This window comes from Streptomyces sp. NPDC001678, from assembly GCF_042892945.1.
Taxonomy (GTDB): Bacteria; Actinomycetota; Actinomycetes; order Streptomycetales; family Streptomycetaceae; genus Streptomyces.
Genome location: NZ_JBIAUP010000009.1, coordinates 21,019 through 36,172, shown reverse-complemented (window position 1 = coordinate 36,172; position 15,154 = coordinate 21,019). Strand labels below are relative to the sequence as shown.

General features: G+C 71.7%; 16 protein-coding genes. 6 read left to right on the top strand and 10 right to left on the bottom strand.

The annotated features are described in order from the left end of the window. The first annotated feature begins 42 nt into the window (after positions 1 to 42). Positions 43 to 1,317 carry an MFS transporter gene (locus ACFYZR_RS19910; RefSeq protein ID WP_391911967.1) on the top strand — a complete coding sequence of 425 codons (1,275 nt, stop codon included), beginning with the start codon at positions 43 to 45 and terminating at the stop codon, positions 1,315 to 1,317. 206 nt (positions 1,318 to 1,523) lie between these two features. Beyond that, positions 1,524 to 2,018, top strand: a complete 495-nt coding sequence (locus tag ACFYZR_RS19905) for a hypothetical protein (RefSeq protein ID WP_391911965.1) — start codon at positions 1,524 to 1,526, stop codon at positions 2,016 to 2,018. A gap of 69 nt (positions 2,019 to 2,087) precedes the next feature. Here the strand turns inward: ACFYZR_RS19905 and ACFYZR_RS19900 are convergent, their stop codons facing one another. From ACFYZR_RS19900 to ACFYZR_RS19870, 7 genes are all read right to left on the bottom strand, one after another. Continuing rightward, positions 2,088 to 3,017 carry an aromatase/cyclase gene (locus ACFYZR_RS19900; RefSeq protein WP_391911963.1) on the bottom strand — a complete coding sequence of 310 codons (930 nt, stop codon included), beginning with the start codon at positions 3,015 to 3,017 and terminating at the stop codon, positions 2,088 to 2,090. A gap of 41 nt (positions 3,018 to 3,058) precedes the next feature. After that, positions 3,059 to 3,844, bottom strand: a complete 786-nt coding sequence (locus ACFYZR_RS19895; RefSeq protein ID WP_391911961.1) for an SDR family NAD(P)-dependent oxidoreductase — start codon at positions 3,842 to 3,844, stop codon at positions 3,059 to 3,061. A gap of 61 nt (positions 3,845 to 3,905) precedes the next feature. Continuing rightward, entirely contained in the window at positions 3,906 to 4,169 is a 264-nt protein-coding gene (locus tag ACFYZR_RS19890; RefSeq protein WP_391911958.1) for an acyl carrier protein, read from the bottom strand. Further along, positions 4,166 to 5,392 (bottom strand): ketosynthase chain-length factor, encoded by a 1,227-nt coding sequence (locus ACFYZR_RS19885; RefSeq protein ID WP_391911955.1) that lies wholly within the window; start codon positions 5,390 to 5,392, stop codon positions 4,166 to 4,168. Before ACFYZR_RS19885 ends, ACFYZR_RS19890 begins: the two co-directional genes overlap by 4 nt. Next, positions 5,389 to 6,678 (bottom strand): beta-ketoacyl-[acyl-carrier-protein] synthase family protein, encoded by a 1,290-nt coding sequence (locus tag ACFYZR_RS19880; protein WP_391911953.1) that lies wholly within the window; start codon positions 6,676 to 6,678, stop codon positions 5,389 to 5,391. The genes ACFYZR_RS19885 and ACFYZR_RS19880 overlap by 4 nt, the downstream gene beginning before the upstream one ends. Continuing rightward, the gene (locus ACFYZR_RS19875) at positions 6,642 to 7,142 is read right to left on the bottom strand and encodes a nuclear transport factor 2 family protein (RefSeq protein WP_391911951.1); all 501 of its coding nucleotides are present in this window, start codon (positions 7,140 to 7,142) and stop codon (positions 6,642 to 6,644) included. Before ACFYZR_RS19875 ends, ACFYZR_RS19880 begins: the two co-directional genes overlap by 37 nt. Further along, positions 7,139 to 7,603: a nuclear transport factor 2 family protein gene (locus tag ACFYZR_RS19870; RefSeq protein ID WP_391911949.1), complete on the bottom strand. Its 465-nt coding sequence runs from the start codon at positions 7,601 to 7,603 to the stop codon at positions 7,139 to 7,141. The genes ACFYZR_RS19875 and ACFYZR_RS19870 overlap by 4 nt, the downstream gene beginning before the upstream one ends. Positions 7,604 to 7,953: 350 nt before the next feature. Between ACFYZR_RS19870 and ACFYZR_RS19865 the strand changes: the two genes are divergently transcribed. Beyond that, positions 7,954 to 9,462, top strand: a complete 1,509-nt coding sequence (locus ACFYZR_RS19865) for a class I adenylate-forming enzyme family protein (protein ID WP_391911947.1) — start codon at positions 7,954 to 7,956, stop codon at positions 9,460 to 9,462. Here ACFYZR_RS19865 and ACFYZR_RS19860 read toward each other — a convergent pair. Then, positions 9,430 to 10,035 (bottom strand): MarR family winged helix-turn-helix transcriptional regulator, encoded by a 606-nt coding sequence (locus tag ACFYZR_RS19860; protein WP_391911945.1) that lies wholly within the window; start codon positions 10,033 to 10,035, stop codon positions 9,430 to 9,432. The genes ACFYZR_RS19865 and ACFYZR_RS19860 overlap by 33 nt on opposite strands. 158 nt (positions 10,036 to 10,193) lie before the next feature. Between ACFYZR_RS19860 and ACFYZR_RS19855 the strand changes: the two genes are divergently transcribed. Continuing rightward, positions 10,194 to 11,660, top strand: coding sequence for an MFS transporter (locus tag ACFYZR_RS19855; protein WP_391911943.1), 1,467 nt, complete (start codon positions 10,194 to 10,196; stop codon positions 11,658 to 11,660). 88 nt (positions 11,661 to 11,748) lie between these two features. On the opposite strand, the gene ACFYZR_RS19850 is transcribed toward ACFYZR_RS19855, so the two are convergent. Beyond that, positions 11,749 to 12,582 (bottom strand): BTAD domain-containing putative transcriptional regulator, encoded by an 834-nt coding sequence (locus ACFYZR_RS19850; protein WP_391911940.1) that lies wholly within the window; start codon positions 12,580 to 12,582, stop codon positions 11,749 to 11,751. A 128-nt stretch (positions 12,583 to 12,710) separates the two neighbouring features. Between ACFYZR_RS19850 and ACFYZR_RS19845 the strand changes: the two genes are divergently transcribed. Both ACFYZR_RS19845 and ACFYZR_RS19840 read left to right on the top strand, forming a co-directional pair. Then, positions 12,711 to 13,649, top strand: coding sequence for an MBL fold metallo-hydrolase (locus ACFYZR_RS19845; RefSeq protein WP_391911938.1), 939 nt, complete (start codon positions 12,711 to 12,713; stop codon positions 13,647 to 13,649). Further along, on the top strand, positions 13,646 to 14,182 hold the full coding sequence (locus tag ACFYZR_RS19840; protein ID WP_391911936.1) for a hypothetical protein: 537 nt from the start codon (positions 13,646 to 13,648) through the stop codon (positions 14,180 to 14,182). Before ACFYZR_RS19845 ends, ACFYZR_RS19840 begins: the two co-directional genes overlap by 4 nt. Positions 14,183 to 14,336: 154 nt before the next feature. Here ACFYZR_RS19840 and ACFYZR_RS19835 read toward each other — a convergent pair whose 3' ends face one another. Further along, complete coding sequence (locus ACFYZR_RS19835) at positions 14,337 to 14,780, bottom strand: enediyne antibiotic chromoprotein (RefSeq protein ID WP_391911934.1); 444 nt, start codon at positions 14,778 to 14,780, stop codon at positions 14,337 to 14,339. Between the last annotated feature and the right edge of the window lie 374 nt (positions 14,781 to 15,154).

Genomic DNA, 15,154 nt, shown 5'->3' with positions numbered 1-15,154 from the left:
TCGCCAACGCCCTGACCCCCACCCGCAGAAAGCGACGGTGAGATGTCCCTCGGGAAAGCGAACGTCCGTGACACGGGCGCTCCGCCCCCGCTCAGCCTCTGGCGGGTACGCGACTTCGTCATCGTCTGGTGGGCGCAGGTCACCTCGCGCGTCGGTACACAGATCTCCCAGTTCGTGCTTCCCCTGCTGGTGCTCGACGCGACGGGTTCGGCGAGCACGGCGGGGCTGATCACCGCGCTGGAACAGGTGCCGTACGTGGTGCTGGCCATTCCGGCCGGGGCGTTGGTGGAAAGGTGGAACAAGCAGGTCGTGATGGCGGTGGGGAACTTCCTGCGCGCCGTGCTCTTCGGGCTCCTGGCGGGCTATCTGCTGGGCGGCGGCACCAGCGTCTTCCTCATCGCCGGCACGGTGCTCTGCTCCGGTGTCGTCTACGTCTTCTTCGACGTCGCCAACAGCACGGTCTTCCCCCGTATCCTTCCCGCGCACGAACTGGCCAGGGCCTCCGGCTGGGTGGAGGGGACCACCGCGCTGACCGAGGTACTCGGTCCGGCTCTGGGAGGTGCGCTGATCGGTCTGGGGGCGAATGCCATGCAGGGCGCCGGCTATGCCTTCGGAGCGGACGCGCTCACCTATGTCGTCGCCGGCGCCGGAGTGCTGTGCCTGCGGACCTCCCTGCGCCCGCCGGTCGCGCACGAGGCACGGGTGTCCCTGTGGGCGTCGATCCGTGAGGGAGTGGGCCACCTCCTGCGCCACACCGAACTACGGCGGCTGGCCTTGGCGAACTTCGTCAACATCGCGGCCCTCGGCACGGTGTGGCTGAGCTTCATGACCGTGATGAAGTCGGAGTTCCACCTGGACTCGTCCCGCACGGGCCTGCTGCTCGCGCTGGGCGCGGCGAGCGGGGTGCTGGGCAGCTTCTGCAGCGGCTTCCTCCACCGCCGGCTGGGCACGTACGGGGTGATGCTGTTCACGGGGCTGGGCTGGGCGGCGGGTGAACTCACCATGGCTCTCGCGCCTGCCCCCTGGGTGGCCGAACTCGGCCTGGCACTGGCCCTGTACGTGGCACCCCCGTACTTCTCCACCCTCTATGCGCACCGCATGACGATCATTCCGCAGGAGCTGCACACCAGGATCAACAGCATCTACCGGCTGCTCGCCCAGGCAGGCCTGCCGGTCGGTCTGTCCATCGGCGGTGTGCTGCTCGAGACCGCGGGTCCCCGGCCCTATCTGGCCCTGGCCGCCGCGGTGTTCCTCGCGACGGCCCTCACGGTCCAACTACGGGCCCGCCGGACGGGCACCGGCCCGTACGGCGCCTGAGAAAGGATTATTGGCCCGAAGGCATCCTTCGACAGTTGCTCCGGTTGCCGCGGAAGTGCCGATTGCTAGACTCGCCGCATCGACTCGAGCACACGTTGCACCGGAGCGGCGGAGCCGCTGCCGACAGAGTCCTCATCTCCCAATCCCCTGAAGGCATACGGAACATCAGTGCGTCCGTACGCCGTGCACCACACTAAGGAGTTCCCTTGCCGAGCCAGCAGGAGCGTGCCGGGCGGTTACAGCGGACGGCGCCGCCCGCACCCATCAAAAACGCGGTCACCGTCATGTACGCGGGGGTCGCGCTCACCCTGGTCGCCGTGCTCGCCGTGATCATCGACCAGGCGACGGCGGACAGTCTGACCCAAGGCCTCAAGGACGCCTATCCCCAATACAGTTCGGATCGCATCGACACGGTGAAGTCGAGCATCCTGACCTACCTCTTCACCATCGGCGTGGCCGGTGTCTGCCTGTGGCTGTGGCTGGCCCGGGCCAGCCGGAAGGGCAAGTCCTGGTCGCGTGTGGCGGCCACCGTCGTCTTCGCCCTCGCCACCTTCATCTCGCTCTACAACTTCACCCAGCACTTCCCTCTGTATGTGACCGTGGCGGGGCTGCTCCCCTGCGCGGCGGGGCTGGTGGCGGTCGGCCTCCTGTGGAAGCGCGACGCGTCGTCCCACTTCGCGGGCGACGGCGCCACCGCCTGACGGTGACGGGCCTGCTGCCCGGGGACCACCGGGCCCCGGGCAGCCGCGTTCCCGGTGGGCGTCCGCCGTCTACTTCGCCTCCGCGAACGCCTTGGCGTGCGCCAGTGTGATCCGGCTGTTGGCACCGAGGGCACCGCGCACGAAGGCGCGCGCGTCGTCCACGGTGGCCCCCTCCCCGAGGACGTCCTCGACCGCCTCCGCCCGTATCACCACGGTGTGAGCCGAGGTCACCCGCACCCCGCCCGCCATCTCCTCGAGCCGCCACTCCCCCGTGTGCGCCGCCATGAGCGCCGGCACCCGGGTCTGCTTGTAGACGATGCGGCTGCGGGGGAAGCACACGCGCACGGACTTCGTCGTGTGTGCCGTGCCGTCCGCCGTGACCGTGTCCATCTCCAGTATCTGGAGGTCCGCGGCAGGCTCCTCCAGGGCCACGCGCGAGACGTGCGGCAGCCGGTCCGGCCAGTCCTCGGCGCGGTGGAGGAAGGCGTAGACGTCACCTGCGGCGCCGGCGACGTCGACGCTGTCCTCGAAGGAGACCCGCAGGGCGTCCCGGTGGGCCGCGGCCTGTTCGGCCACCTCCTTCAGCGCGGCGAGCTCGGAGCGGCTGTTGCGGTCCGTGACCTCCTCGATCCAGACGAGGGAGCGCGGGTCGTCGCCGACCGCGCGGTAGTCGTGCTCGAGGACGACATCGGTGCCGCCGTCCGGCCGCGGTCCGAGCCGCCAGACGCCGGACATCCCGGCGACCGGCGGCTGGGAGACCTCCTGGCGGAAGGTGACGGCCGGCTCGGCGGGCCGCAGCTCCCGCCGGGAGGTCCAGGTCTTGACCTCCTCACCGGCGATCGCCCAGATCCGCACCCGCTCGGATCCGGCGTCCCCCGCCAGCCGCTCCACGTGGACGGTGGGGTGGAAACGCACGGGCCACAGCCCGATGTCCGCGATGACGTCGTAGACGGTCCCGGGCGGGGCGGCGACGGTGATGGTGTGCTGTACGTGGGGCATGGGTCGTCACGTCCTTACGCGGTGGCGCGCCGGGCCGGGCATCAGTAGTTGCCCAGCCCGCCGCAGACGTTGAGGGCCTGGGCGGTGATGGAGGCGGCGAGCGGGGAGACGAGGTAACCGACGAGTCCGGCGACCTCTTCGGGGGTCGAGTAGCGGCCGAGGGGGATCTTGGCCTCGAAGCGCTCCAGCACGGCCTGTTCGCCGGTGTCCCAGATGCGGGCGTAGTTGGCGCGGACCTGCTGGGCCATGGGCGTCTCGACATAGCCTGGGCAGACGGCGTTGACGGTGATGCCGGTGGGCGCCAGCTCCAGGCCGAGCGCCTTGGTGAGCCCCACCACGCCGTGTTTGGAGGCGGAGTAGGGAGCGCCCAGCACCACCCCCTGTTTGCCGCCGGTGGAGGCGATGTTGACGACCCGTCCGCTTCCTCGCTCCCGCATCCCGCCCTTGGTCAGCACCTGCCGGGTCATCAGGAAGACGCCGTGGAGGTTGGTGTCGATGACGTCGTACCAGGTCTCGTCCGACAGCTCGGCGGTGACTCCACCGCCGCTGCGGCCGGCGTTGTTGACGAGGACGCCGACGGTGCCGTACCGCTCCACGGCCGCCGTCACGAAGGCGGCGACGGACCCGGGGTCGCGGACGTCGAGGGGGGCGCCGTCGACGTCCAGGCCGCGCCCGCGCAGGTCCGCCACGGTGGCGGTGACCTTCTCCGCGTGGCGTGCTCCGATGAACACCTTCGCGCCGCCGCCCGCCAGCCGTTCGGCGACGGCGAGGCCGATGCCGCTGGTCCCGCCGGTGACGATCGTCGCTCCGGCGCTGTCCTCGGTCATGTTCTTCTCCTGTCCGTGTGGTGGTGCCACGTCCCGTGCCGCCGCCTGTGCCCGTGGCCGGTCATACGGCCGTGCGGAGCGGCTCGTTGACGAGGGCCAGGAACCGTCTCGGCGTGCCGGCCGTGCCGACGGCCTCGTCGGCGAGCTCGACGCCCCGCTGCCGCTCGACCCTGCTCGCGGCCTCGAGCAGGGCCAGCGAGTCGTAGCCCAGGTCGGCGAAGGGGACGTCGAGGATGTCGCCCGAGAGGTCCACGCCCTCGGCCTCGCCGGCGCACTCGCGCAGGACGCCGATCAGGTCGTCCAGGGTCATCTCCCGAGCGGTCATGGCTCTCCTCCGGATTCCCCGCGCAGCACCAGCGCGGCGTTGAAGCCCCCGTGTCCCCGGGAGAGGACCAGGGCCGTGCGGACGGGCAGGTGTCGTGCGGTGTCCCGGACCAGGTCGACCGGGCAGTCCTCGGCGAGGTCCGTCACATGCAGGGTCGGCGGGACGACCGCGTCGCGGATGGCCAGCAGGGCCGCGACGGCGTCCAGGGAGGACGCGCCCGAGTACAGCCGGCCGGTCATCGTCTTGGGGACGGTCACGGGGACGGCGCACGGCCCGAACACCTCGGCCAGCGCCCTGGCCTCGGCACGGTCGAGCGCACGCACCCCCGCGCCGTCCGCGAAGACCACGTCGATGTCCGCCGGGTGGGCCCGGGCGTCGGCCAGGGCCAGCTCGACGGCCCGGCGCAGCCCCGGCGGGCGGCCGGTGGCGGGCGCCGGGTCGAAGGTGGCGCCGTAGCCGGCGACCGTGCCGTAGCTCCGGGCGCCCCGTGCCCGGGCCGCCGCGGCGTCCTCGAGGACGAGCAACGCGCCGCCCTCCCCCGGGACATGGCCGTCGGCCGCGGCGTCGAACGGCAGGTAGGCGCGCCGGGGATCGTCGCTGCGGCTGAGCCTGCCGCCGGTGATCTGCGCGACCAGTCCCCAGGGGGACAGGGAGGCGTCCATGCCGCCGGCCAGTACGACGGGGACGCCGGCGCGCACGCGCCGACGGGCGTGGCCGAGCGCGTCGAGGCCGCCGGCCTGGTCGGTCACCAGGACGCCGCCGGGGCCGCGCATGCCGTGCCGGATGGAGATCTGGCCGGTGTTCACCGCGTAGAACCAGGCGAAGGACTGGTAGGCGCTGACGTGCTTGGGGCCCTTGCTCCACAGGTTCTGCAGCTCGTTCTGGGCGAACTCGAAGCCGCCGGACCCGCTGGCGGTGACCACTCCCATGTCGAAGCCGGAGCGGGCGGCGGGGTCGATCCCGGCGTCGGCCAGGGCCCGGTCCGAGGCGACGAGCGCCATCCGCGTCATCCGGTCGGTCTGCGGCAGCAGTCTGCTGGAGAGGTGCTCGGCGGCCGGGAAGTCCCGGACCTCGCCGGCGAGCCGGGTGGGGTAGCGCCCGGCGTCGTAGCGGCTGATGCCGGACACGCCGCTGATCCCCTCGACGGTCGCCTTCCAGTACTCCTCGGTGTCCGGGCCGTTGGGCGCGACAGCGGCGAGGCCCGTCACCGCCACGTCACTCATGCGGCGGCCCTCCGTCCGGGGGCGGTCAGCACCATGGCGCTCTGGAACCCGCCGAATCCGCTGCCCACGGTCAGCGCGGTGTCGATCCGCCGTTCGCGCGCGACCAGCGGTACGTAGTCCAGGTCGCAGTCGGGGTCGGGGGTGTGGAGGTTCGCGGTGGGGGGCACCACCCCGTGCTCGATCGCCAGGGCGCACGCGGCGATCTCGATGGAGCCGATCGCACCGAGCGAGTGGCCGATCATGGACTTGATGGAGCTGACCGGAACCCGGTAGGCGTGCTCCCCCAGGCTCCGCTTGAAGGCGGCGGTCTCGTGCAGGTCGTTCTGCCTGGTCCCGGAGCCGTGGGCGTTGACGTAGCCGACGTCCTCGGCGTTCAGCCGCGCCCCATCCAGCGCGGCCCCGATGGCGGCGGCCATCTCCAGGCCGTCGGGGCGCAGGCCCGTCATGTGGAAGGCGTTGCAGCGGGAGGCGAAACCGGCGATCTCCGCGTAGACGTGGGCGCCGCGCCGCCGGGCGTGCTCGTACTCCTCCAGGAGGAGGACGGCGGCGCCCTCGCCGAGGACGAAGCCGTTGCGGCTCTTGTCGAAGGGGCGCGAGGCGTGGGCCGCGTCGTCGTTGCGCGGGGAGGTGGCCTTGATGGCGTCGAAGCAGGCCACCGCGATGGGGGTGATGGGGGCGTCGGTCGCCCCGGCGAGCATCACGTCGGCGCTGCCCTCGGCGAGGAGTTCGCAGGCGTAGCCGACGGAGTCGATGCCGGAGGTGCATCCGGCGGAGACGACGGCCACGGGGCCTTCCGCGCCGGCGTCCCGCGCGACCTCGGCGGCGATGCTGCTGGGCACGAAGTGCCCGTACAGGTGCGGGACTCCGTAGGCGGGGTCGACCAGCCATTCGCGGCCGCCGTCGCTGAGGACGACGTACTCCTCCTCGAGTCCGGTGCTCGCGCCGACCGCGGTGCCGATGGCGACGCCCGTGCGCTCGGGATCGAGGCCGGCACAGTCCAGTCCGCTGTCCCGGAGGGCCTCGCGCGCGCTGACCACGGCGAGCTGGGCGGCCCGGTCCATGCGTCGCGCCTCGCGCGGGGTGAGGCCCTCGGCGAGGGGGTCGAAGGAGCACTCCGCGGCGATCTGCGAGCGGTAGGGGGCGGGGTCGAAGAAGGAGATGCGACCGGTCGCGGTGCGGCCCGAGGTGATGAGGTCCCAGAACGCCCGGGTGCCGTTGCCTCCCGGGGCCACCACGCCGATGCCGGTGATCACGACCCGGCGCGGGTGGGACGCCGTGTCCGCCATGGGGTCTCCTTTCCTGGCTCGGTGGAGCGGCCGGGGCCGCCGGGTGCCGTGTCCCGGGTCACCCGGCGGCTGCGGACCCTGAGCAGGCCCGCGGTGTCGTCGAATTCGTCCTCGCACTCGGTGCTCGCGGTCACGACCGGGGCGCCGTGCGGGGGCGTGGTGACGATCAGGGTGGCCGAGCGGGCGGTGAGCGTCCCGTCGGCGCGGTGGGCGACCGCGGTCAGGGTGATGTGGTGGCGCTGGACGGCGCCGCCGGCCGCGCGCTCGGCCGCGAGCCGGCGGCTGTGCTCGGCGATCGCCTCGGCCCCGCGCAGCGCGGCCGCCCGCCCGTCGACCCGGAATTCGGCGGCGGGGGTGAACGTGTCGCGGTAGGCGTCGAAGTCCCCGGCGTTCACCGCGCCTGCCTGGCGTGCGTAGAACCGCTGGAGGTACAGGGCCGGGGGAAGCTGTCCGGCGGCCGTCACCGGGGGTCCGCTCCGGTGGCAGGCAGGTCGTCGCGGGTCACCCTGCGCTCGCGGACCCGCCATGCGTCGCCCTCCTTGACCAGCCGGTCCTCGCAGACCGTGCTGACGTGGAGCGAGGAGCCGGCGCCCACGACGGACTCGACGACCAGGACGTAGGAGCGGGCGTCGGCCGAGTTCCCGGTGTGCCGGCGCACGTCGAGGTTGGTGAGGACGTGCCGGTGCACGGCACCGCGCTCGGCGCGGGCGGCGGCCCCCCGGCGGGTGGCGGCGTCGATGGCGGGCCGTCCGGTGAGGGGCTCGGGCAGTCCGTTGGAGACGAACACCCCGTCCTCGGTGAAGCCTGCCGCCCAGTTCTCGAAGTCGCCGCTGTCCACGGCGTACATGTGACGGGCGTAGAACTGCTGGATCTCCAGGTACGGATCGGTGGTGACCTGGTCGGTCGCGGTCGGCTCGGCGGGCATCGCGCCTCCTTCGTCGGAATGGCCGGATCTTCCGGGTAACGCACGCTGTCGGCCGGTCCTCAAGGAACACTCAAAGCTCGGCCAAGGATGTTTCCAGCCATCGCAACAGTGGGGCATTTCGCCTCCTGGGATGGCCTTTACCGCTCCTCTAGCGCGCTTTGAGCAGGGGTTGCGAGCGTCCGGGGATCGGCCGCCATCCGGGAGGCTCCCCAGGTGGGGACGGCTTTTGTGCCGGGGCGGACGGACTTGCGACGGAGGTGGAAATGGTGGACCGGACGGTCATGCGCCACATGGCCGAGAACATGGCATGGAATGAGCCATCCGCGATGGGGGGTGTTTCCGTGGACGCGATGCTCGCGTCCACGGCCGCGGCGTTCCCGGACCGGGTGGCGGTCGTCGGCGGGGGGCACCGGTGGACGTACGCCGGGCTCGACGCGGCGGCGACCGCCTGTGCCAGGGCCCTGCGTCCGCTGGTGGCGCCCGGCACCCCGGTGGCGGTGTCGTCCTTCCCGCACCCGGCGTTCCTGGCCGGCTACTACGGCGCCGTCCGCGCGGGGGCGGTGGTGCTGCCGCTCAATCCGTTGCTTCCGGACGCCGCCGTGGAGAGGGTCCTGGAGCAGTCGGGCGCGGGGGTCGCCCTGGTGACCCCGGAGGTGTACGACCGCGTGCGGGGCATGCGAGGGCGGCTGCCCCGGCTCGCCCGCCTCCACCCCTGGTGGGGCGAGGACGCCGCGGTGCCGCTGACGGACACCACGGCGGCCGCCTGGGAGGCGCCGTCACCGTCGCCCGGCGAGGAGGACATCGCGGCGGTGATGTTCACGAGCGGCACCACCGGGCCGTCCAAGGGCGTCGCGGTCTCCCACCGCGCGGTGCGCGTCAACGCGGCGCAGTTCGGCCGGTGCCATCACATGGACGCCGCGTCCGTGGTCCTGTGCCACCTGCCGATCGTCTCCCCCATGCACATGAACGCGGCGGTCCGGGCGGGGGCCTGCCAGGTGCTGTGCCCGTCCCCCGACATCATGACGTCGGTGCGGCTCGCGAACGAGCACCGGGCCACCCACTACTACAGCCTGCCGGTGCGACTGGCCCGCCTGGCGACCGACCCGGACCTCGCGCGGCTGTCCCTGGAGAGCGTGTCGATGATCGCGGCCGGCAACCAGACGCTCGCCCCGCGGATCGTCTCCGGTCTCTCGCAGCGCTTCGGGGTGCCCGTCTTCCAGGGGTACGGGCTGACCGAGTCGGCCCACCTCGCCCACACCGACGGCCCCGTCCACCCGCGGCCCGGCTCGTGCGGCCCGCCCGTCCCCGGCAGCGAGTCGCGGATCGTGGACATCGACACGGCGGAGGTCCTCGCCCCCGGCGAGGTCGGCGAACTCCAGGTGCGCGGCCCGCAGTTGATGTCCGGCTACACCAACCGGCCGGAGCTGCGCCCCTTCGACGAGGAGGGCTGGTTCGCCACCGGGGACGTGGGGTCCCTGGACGAGGAGGGCTACCTCTACGTGCTCGACCGGCTGGTCGACGTCTTCCGCCACGAAGGGATGCTGGTGTCGCCGTCCTTGATCGAACGGCTGCTGCAGGAACATCCCGAGGTGGCGGAGGCCGCCGTGGCGGACCGGGCGGACGGCGAGCAGGGCCGGGCGCCGGTGGCGTTCCTGGTCCTGACCGAACCGGCCCCGGTGGACCGGGAGAAGACGGTGACGGCCGTCCTCGAGTCGGTGAACGCCGTGCTGGAGCCGCACGAGCGGCTGCGGGACGCGGTGGTCGTCCCCGCCGTCCCCCGCTCGGCGACCAACGGCAAGGTCGACCGCAAGGCGCTGCGGGCCGGGCTATGCGACGGGCCGGCGACCATCACGGTGTGAAGCCCCCCGCGGCCGGCCCTGAGCGCCGGCGCCGCCGGACGGCGCGCTCGACGCGCCGGGGGTGCTGGGGGTGCTGGGGCCGGTGGCCTCACTGTTCTCGTAGTGCGCCGTCACCTTGCCCAGGATGCGCACGAGGTCCCGCAGGTCCTGCGGTTCCAGCAGGCGGGAGAAGCAGTCCTCGACGTTGGCCGCCTGCAGCGGCAGGGCCTTCGCCAGCGCCTCCCGGCCGCTGTCCGTGATGACCGCGTACACGGCCCGGCGGTCGCGTTCGGAGGTCTCCCTGCGGACGAGGCCGGACGCCTCCATACGGTCGATCAGTTTGCTGACGCTCGCCTTGGAGACGACGAGCAGTCGCGAGAGCTCCAGCAGCCGGCGTCTGCCGTCGGGATCGGTGTGGAGCAGGACCAGGACCTCGAACCACGCGAGCGACATGCCGAGGTCGCGCGTGAGCCGCCGGTCCAGGGTCTTGACCACGGAGCCGTAGGAGTGGACCAGCGACAACCATGCCTGGAATCCCGGGCGCAGGACGGCCTGCGGGACGACTCCCAGCGGCGGAATCTCATCGGTTGACATGCTAACAATTCCCCGTCTAGCCTCGGGTTCCAGAAAGTTTCCAGGTTAACTCTGCCATGTGGGCGGTCACTTGTCATCGCCCCGTCCGCGACGGCGGTCGCCTTACCGGCCGACGGGCGTGACCCCCTTTCTCCCCACCTCTTTCGAGGAGCCGAACAATGGCCAGTCACCCGGCCGGTACGGCGGGCCCGGACACCGTCGGCCACCCGTTACGCACCATGGTGATCACCTCGGTCGCCGCGTTCATGGTCTCCCTGGACCAACTGGTGGTCACCACCGCCCTCCCGACGATCCGGGACACGCTCCACACGGACATCCAAGGCGTCGGATGGGTCGTCAACGCCTATACGCTCACCTTCGCCGTCCTCCTGCTCACGGCCGCGGCGATCGCCGACCGCTTCGGCCGGCGCCGCCTGTTCTGTACCGGCCTGGCGCTGTTCACCGCCGCCTCCGCGCTGGCGGCCCTGTCCGGCGGCATCGGCACCCTGGTGGCCGCGCGGGCCGCCCAGGGCCTGGGCGCCGCCATCGTGCTCCCGCTCACCTTGACCATGCTGTCCGCGGCGTTCCCGCCGGACAAGCGCGGTGCCGCGCTGGGCGCCTGGGGAGCGATCTCCGGCCTCGCGGTGGCCTGCGGCCCGGTCGTCGGCGGCTTCATCACGGACTCCGCCTCCTGGCAGTGGATCTTCTGGATCAATGTGCCGATCGGTGTCGTCCTGCTCGCCTTCGCCTTCCGGGGCCTCACCGAGAGCCGTGGGGCGAGCGGCCGGCTCGACCCGCTGGGTACGGCCTCGGTCAGCCTGGGCCTGCTGGGTGTGGTGTTCGCGATCGTGCGCGGACCGGACGAGGGCTGGGCCTCCGCCGAGGTCCTCGGCACCGGCCTCGCCGGCCTCGCGCTGCTGGCCGGCTTCCTCTTCTGGGAGAACCGCACCGCCTCTCCCATGCTGCCGCTGCGGCTCTTCCGCGACCGGACGTTCTCGGCCGTCAACGCCCTGTCCCTGCTGATGTTCTTCGGGATGTTCGGCTCGGTCTTCCTGGTCACCCAGTACCTGCAGACGGTGCAGGGCAGTTCGCCCTTGGGCGCGGGGCTCAGGATGCTCTCCTGGACCGGCATGGTGATCTTCGCCGCACCCCTGGGCGGGGCCCTCTCGGACAGGATCGGCGGCCGTCCGATCCTCGTGGCCGCGCTCGGCCTGCAGACCGCCGGCCTGCTGTGGCTGGCGCTCTTCGTCGACGCCGGCACCTCCTACGCGGGCCTCGTACCGGCGTTCGTCTGCAACGGCATCGGCATGGGGCTGTACTTCGGCCCCACCGGCAACATCGTGATGGGCGCCGTGCCCCGTCATGAGGAGGGCATCGCCTCCGGCGCCAACAACGCCATCCGCGAGCTGGGCGGTGTCCTCGGAGTGGCCGTGCTGACCTCGGTCTTCGCCGCGTACGGCGACGTGGGGACACCGCACCGGTTCGTGTCGGGGCTCGGTGCCGCCCTCTGGCTCGGCGCCGGCGTCGTCGCCGCCGGCGCGGTCACCGCGGCCCTGCTCCCGGGGCGGCGGGCGACCGTCGGCCCCTCCCGGACCGGCACGGTTCCGGCCACCGACAGCGCATCCCCCGAGCGCGCGGTGGCCTGAACCTGCCGCGTCCGCCCGGCGGGCCACGGCCCCGGCCGTGCGTGCCCGCCGGGCGGACGGATCAACGCGAAGAGTATGGAGGGGGTGTTCAGTGGACACGCTCCGACGGAGTCCCCAGTTCCAGCGGGAACAGTTTCGACTCGCCGGGCGGTTGCAGCTGGACGTCCGCGGTGAGGATCGCCTGGTGCAGCCGCCACATACGCGGCGAAGGATCGATGCCGAGATCCTCGCGGAGGTTGTTCCGCAGCTGCTGGAACACCTTGAGCGCCTGCCCGGGCCGGCCGGAACGGTAGAGGGAGATGATGTACAGCCAGTGGAGGTTCTCGTGCAGCGGATACCGGATCACCAGCCCGGACAGCTCGCCGAGCAAGGCGTGGTGCTGGCCCAGCCGTAAGTCGGCCTCCGCGCGCTGTTCGATCACACTCAGCCGGCTCTCCTCCAAAGACGTGCGGTACGCCAGGAGCCGGGGGCCGACCCTGACGTCGGCCAGCGCCGGCCCACGCCACAGGTCCAGCCCCTTGCGCAGCGAAACCGAGGCCCGCTCGTTCTCCCCCCTCTCCAGGGCCCGCCGCCCGAGGTCGGCGTGGCGCAGGAACTCGCCGGCGTCATGGGTCCCCGTCCCCGACGCCAGCCGGTATCCCCAGCCCTTGAAGGACAGGACGTGCCGGGCCACCTCGGAACTGCCGATCCGCAGGGCGTCGGCGAGGGTCCGCCGCAGCAGGACGATGTAGGTCTGCACGATCGTGACGGCGCTGGCCGGAGGGTCGCTCTCCCACAATTCGTCCACCAGCGCATCCGTGGAGACCACCTCATCGGCGCGGGCCGCCAGCAGGGCCAGCACCTGACGTGGCTTGGGCGCGCTCGGCGCCGCCTCGCCCCCCACCGACCGCACCGCCAACGGCCCGAGAACCCGGATGTCCACCTGTGCACTCGCCTCCCCCGCGATAGTAGGCAGGCTCCAGAGTCTGCTTGGCGCAAGGCGCCGACTCCAGCACAACCATCCCTGAACACACGACAGTTGCACGCGTCAACAGCAGGAGGTACGAGAACGTGAGAGACGCTGGGAGGCGTTCGTCGACAACCCTGGTGGCGCCGGGCGAGCTGGTGCAGCTCGACGACGGCGTCCACGCCTACGTACAGCCCGACGGTGGCTGGTGCCTGAACAACGCCGGGATCGTGGTCGGCGACGGGGGCACGGTACTGGTGGACACCGCGGCCACCACCGCGCGGGCCCGGCTGCTGCACGAGGCCGTCCGTTCGCTCAGCCCCCGCCCGGTCGGCTTCGTCGTCAACACCCACAGCCACGGCGACCACACCTTCGGCAACGCCGAGTTCGCCGGCGAGGCCACGGTCATCGCCCATGAGCGCGCCGCGGCCGACATGGCCGCGCACGGCCTGGCCCTGACGGAGCTGTGGCCGGGCGTGGACTGGGGAGACATCCGGCTGCGGCTGCCGGACGTCACCTTCAGCGACAGGATGACGCTGTCGTCCGCCGGCCCGCGGATGCGCCTGCTGCACCTCGGCCCGGGTCACACGGCCGGCGACACGGTCGCCTGGCTTCCCGACCAACGGGTGCTGTTCACCGGTGACCTGGTGTTCTCCGGCGTGACCCCGTTCATCCTCATGGGCTCGCTCTCGGGCACCCTCCGCCTCCTCGACCGGCTGCGGGCACTGGAGCCGCTGCACGTCGTGCCCGGCCACGGCCCGGTAGGCGGCCCCGAATTGCTCGAGGAGAACGCACGGTACCTGCGCTGGCTGCGCGAACTGGCGCGTTCGGGCGCCAAGGAGTCCGTCGCACCGCTCGAGCTGGCGCGGTCCGTCGGCAACCACCCGTTCTCCCACCTCCTCGACGGCGAACGCCTGGTGGGCAATCTGATCCGGGCCTACGCGGAGGAGCGCGGGCTGGAGCCCGCCGCCCCGCTCGATGTACAGGGCGCGTTCGAGGAGATGGTGGCCTTCAACGGTGGCCTCCCCCACTGCGGGGCATGACCGGACGACACGAGCGCCCCACCTCTGCCCACATTCCGAAGGAGAACATCCCCATGCTCACGGCCGCTGCCGTTCCGCGCGGAGTCCCCGCCGTCGTGGTGATCGCCCACACCCTGGCCGTCCTGTACACCACCGGTTTCGTATGGACCTTGCAGCTCATGGACTATCCCATGGTCGCGCGACTGCGCGGAGAGGCGTCCACCGCCTATATGGCCGCGCACAACGGAATGTTCTGGCGCGTCCTCGCCCCCGGCCTCATCACGGCGGGGGTCACCGCGCTCATTCTCGTCTTCGTGCGCCCGGCCGGCGTCCCGCCGGCCGTACCGCTGGTCGTTCTCGCCCTGCTGGCCCTCATCATCGTGCTGTCCGGAGCGGTGGCCACACCCGACCGGCTGGACCTCGCGGACGAATTCTCGGCCGCGACCCATGCCCATCTCCTGAAGGTCAGCTGGATCCGCACCTCGGCATTCACCGTATGGAGCGGTATCGACGCCTGGCTGCTCTGGAAAACGATCCAGGGGAAAGGCGCCTGAAATACGGTCCGTTTCGACTGCTCAATTACTTCAGTTGAACACTTCCTGAACCCGCTCACCGAAATCGGCGGGATACCGAAAAAACCGAGGCCGCTGCGGGGCCGAATGATATCGGCCCCGCAGCGGCGCTCCCGGCTTTCGCTCGGGCGATACCTCAGGCGAAGGACAGCGGAAGGTTGGCCAGCGGCTGCGCCACCTGGCTCATCAGCACCGCGGTGAGGCCGACCTTGTCCGTGGCGGCGTTGACCGCACCTGTCTCCTGACCGGTCTGCAGGTTGTAGCCCTTGAACGTCTTCTGCACGGTGACGGGCGTGCTGAAGCGGCCGTCCTGCCCCACCGTCACGGTCACCACGCTCGCCCGGTCACAGGCCACGCGCTTGGAGAAGTCCAGGTCGCACTCGGCCACGCCCACCTTGCTGCCGGGGGTGTAGCCCTGCCCGGAAACGGTGATGGTCTGACCGCCGGAAAGGCCGGAGCTCGGATTCGCGCCGAGCGTCGGCCCGGCCGCGAGCGCCGGTCCGGCGACGAGCACGGTGGCGCCCATGGCGACGGCGGCGAGGGAACCGGCACGAAGGGTGTTGCGCAGGCGGTTCTTCATTTCCTTTGCCTCCTCGTTCGACAGCGGGAGAGAAATGCGAACTGAATGACCCGGGTCTGGTGACACAAATCCTGTCTTTGCGTTTCAGTGGAGTCAACGGATCGATGACCGCCTTTTCCACGGCAGTTGAACGGGCGCGCCCGTAGAACGCCGTGACCTGTTCCGGCACCTCGATCAATGCGACGGTGCCGTAGCCGCCCGGCTCGAGGTGGAAGCACAGCCGTGGACCGCGGCCGGCACGGCCGCGCGGTAGCCCGGGGCGGCGCCCACTTCGACGTCGCGCCGACGGTCGCACGAGCCGCCCGTCCCGTTCCCGGCGCGGACCGACAAGTCGATGTGAATCACACCACACACCGTCAATTGGCTTGCGGATC

Bases quoted from the DNA above. Each gene is read 5' to 3' on its own strand.
- ACFYZR_RS19895 (WP_391911961.1), bottom strand. From the start codon at position 3,844: ATGACCGAGGACAGCGCCGGAGCGACGATCGTCACCGGCGGGACCAGC.
- ACFYZR_RS19885 (WP_391911955.1), bottom strand. From the start codon at position 5,392: ATGAGTGACGTGGCGGTGACGGGCCTCGCCGCTGTCGCGCCCAACGGC.
- ACFYZR_RS19910 (WP_391911967.1), top strand. From the start codon at position 43: ATGTCCCTCGGGAAAGCGAACGTCCGTGACACGGGCGCTCCGCCCCCG.
- ACFYZR_RS19835 (WP_391911934.1), bottom strand. From the start codon at position 14,780: ATGAAGAACCGCCTGCGCAACACCCTTCGTGCCGGTTCCCTCGCCGCC.
- ACFYZR_RS19840 (WP_391911936.1), top strand. From the start codon at position 13,646: ATGACCGGACGACACGAGCGCCCCACCTCTGCCCACATTCCGAAGGAG.
- ACFYZR_RS19880 (WP_391911953.1), bottom strand. From the start codon at position 6,678: ATGGCGGACACGGCGTCCCACCCGCGCCGGGTCGTGATCACCGGCATC.
- ACFYZR_RS19855 (WP_391911943.1), top strand. From the start codon at position 10,194: ATGGCCAGTCACCCGGCCGGTACGGCGGGCCCGGACACCGTCGGCCAC.
- ACFYZR_RS19890 (WP_391911958.1), bottom strand. From the start codon at position 4,169: ATGACCGCTCGGGAGATGACCCTGGACGACCTGATCGGCGTCCTGCGC.
- ACFYZR_RS19900 (WP_391911963.1), bottom strand. From the start codon at position 3,017: ATGCCCCACGTACAGCACACCATCACCGTCGCCGCCCCGCCCGGGACC.
- ACFYZR_RS19865 (WP_391911947.1), top strand. From the start codon at position 7,954: ATGCTCGCGTCCACGGCCGCGGCGTTCCCGGACCGGGTGGCGGTCGTC.
- ACFYZR_RS19860 (WP_391911945.1), bottom strand. From the start codon at position 10,035: ATGTCAACCGATGAGATTCCGCCGCTGGGAGTCGTCCCGCAGGCCGTC.
- ACFYZR_RS19870 (WP_391911949.1), bottom strand. From the start codon at position 7,603: ATGCCCGCCGAGCCGACCGCGACCGACCAGGTCACCACCGATCCGTAC.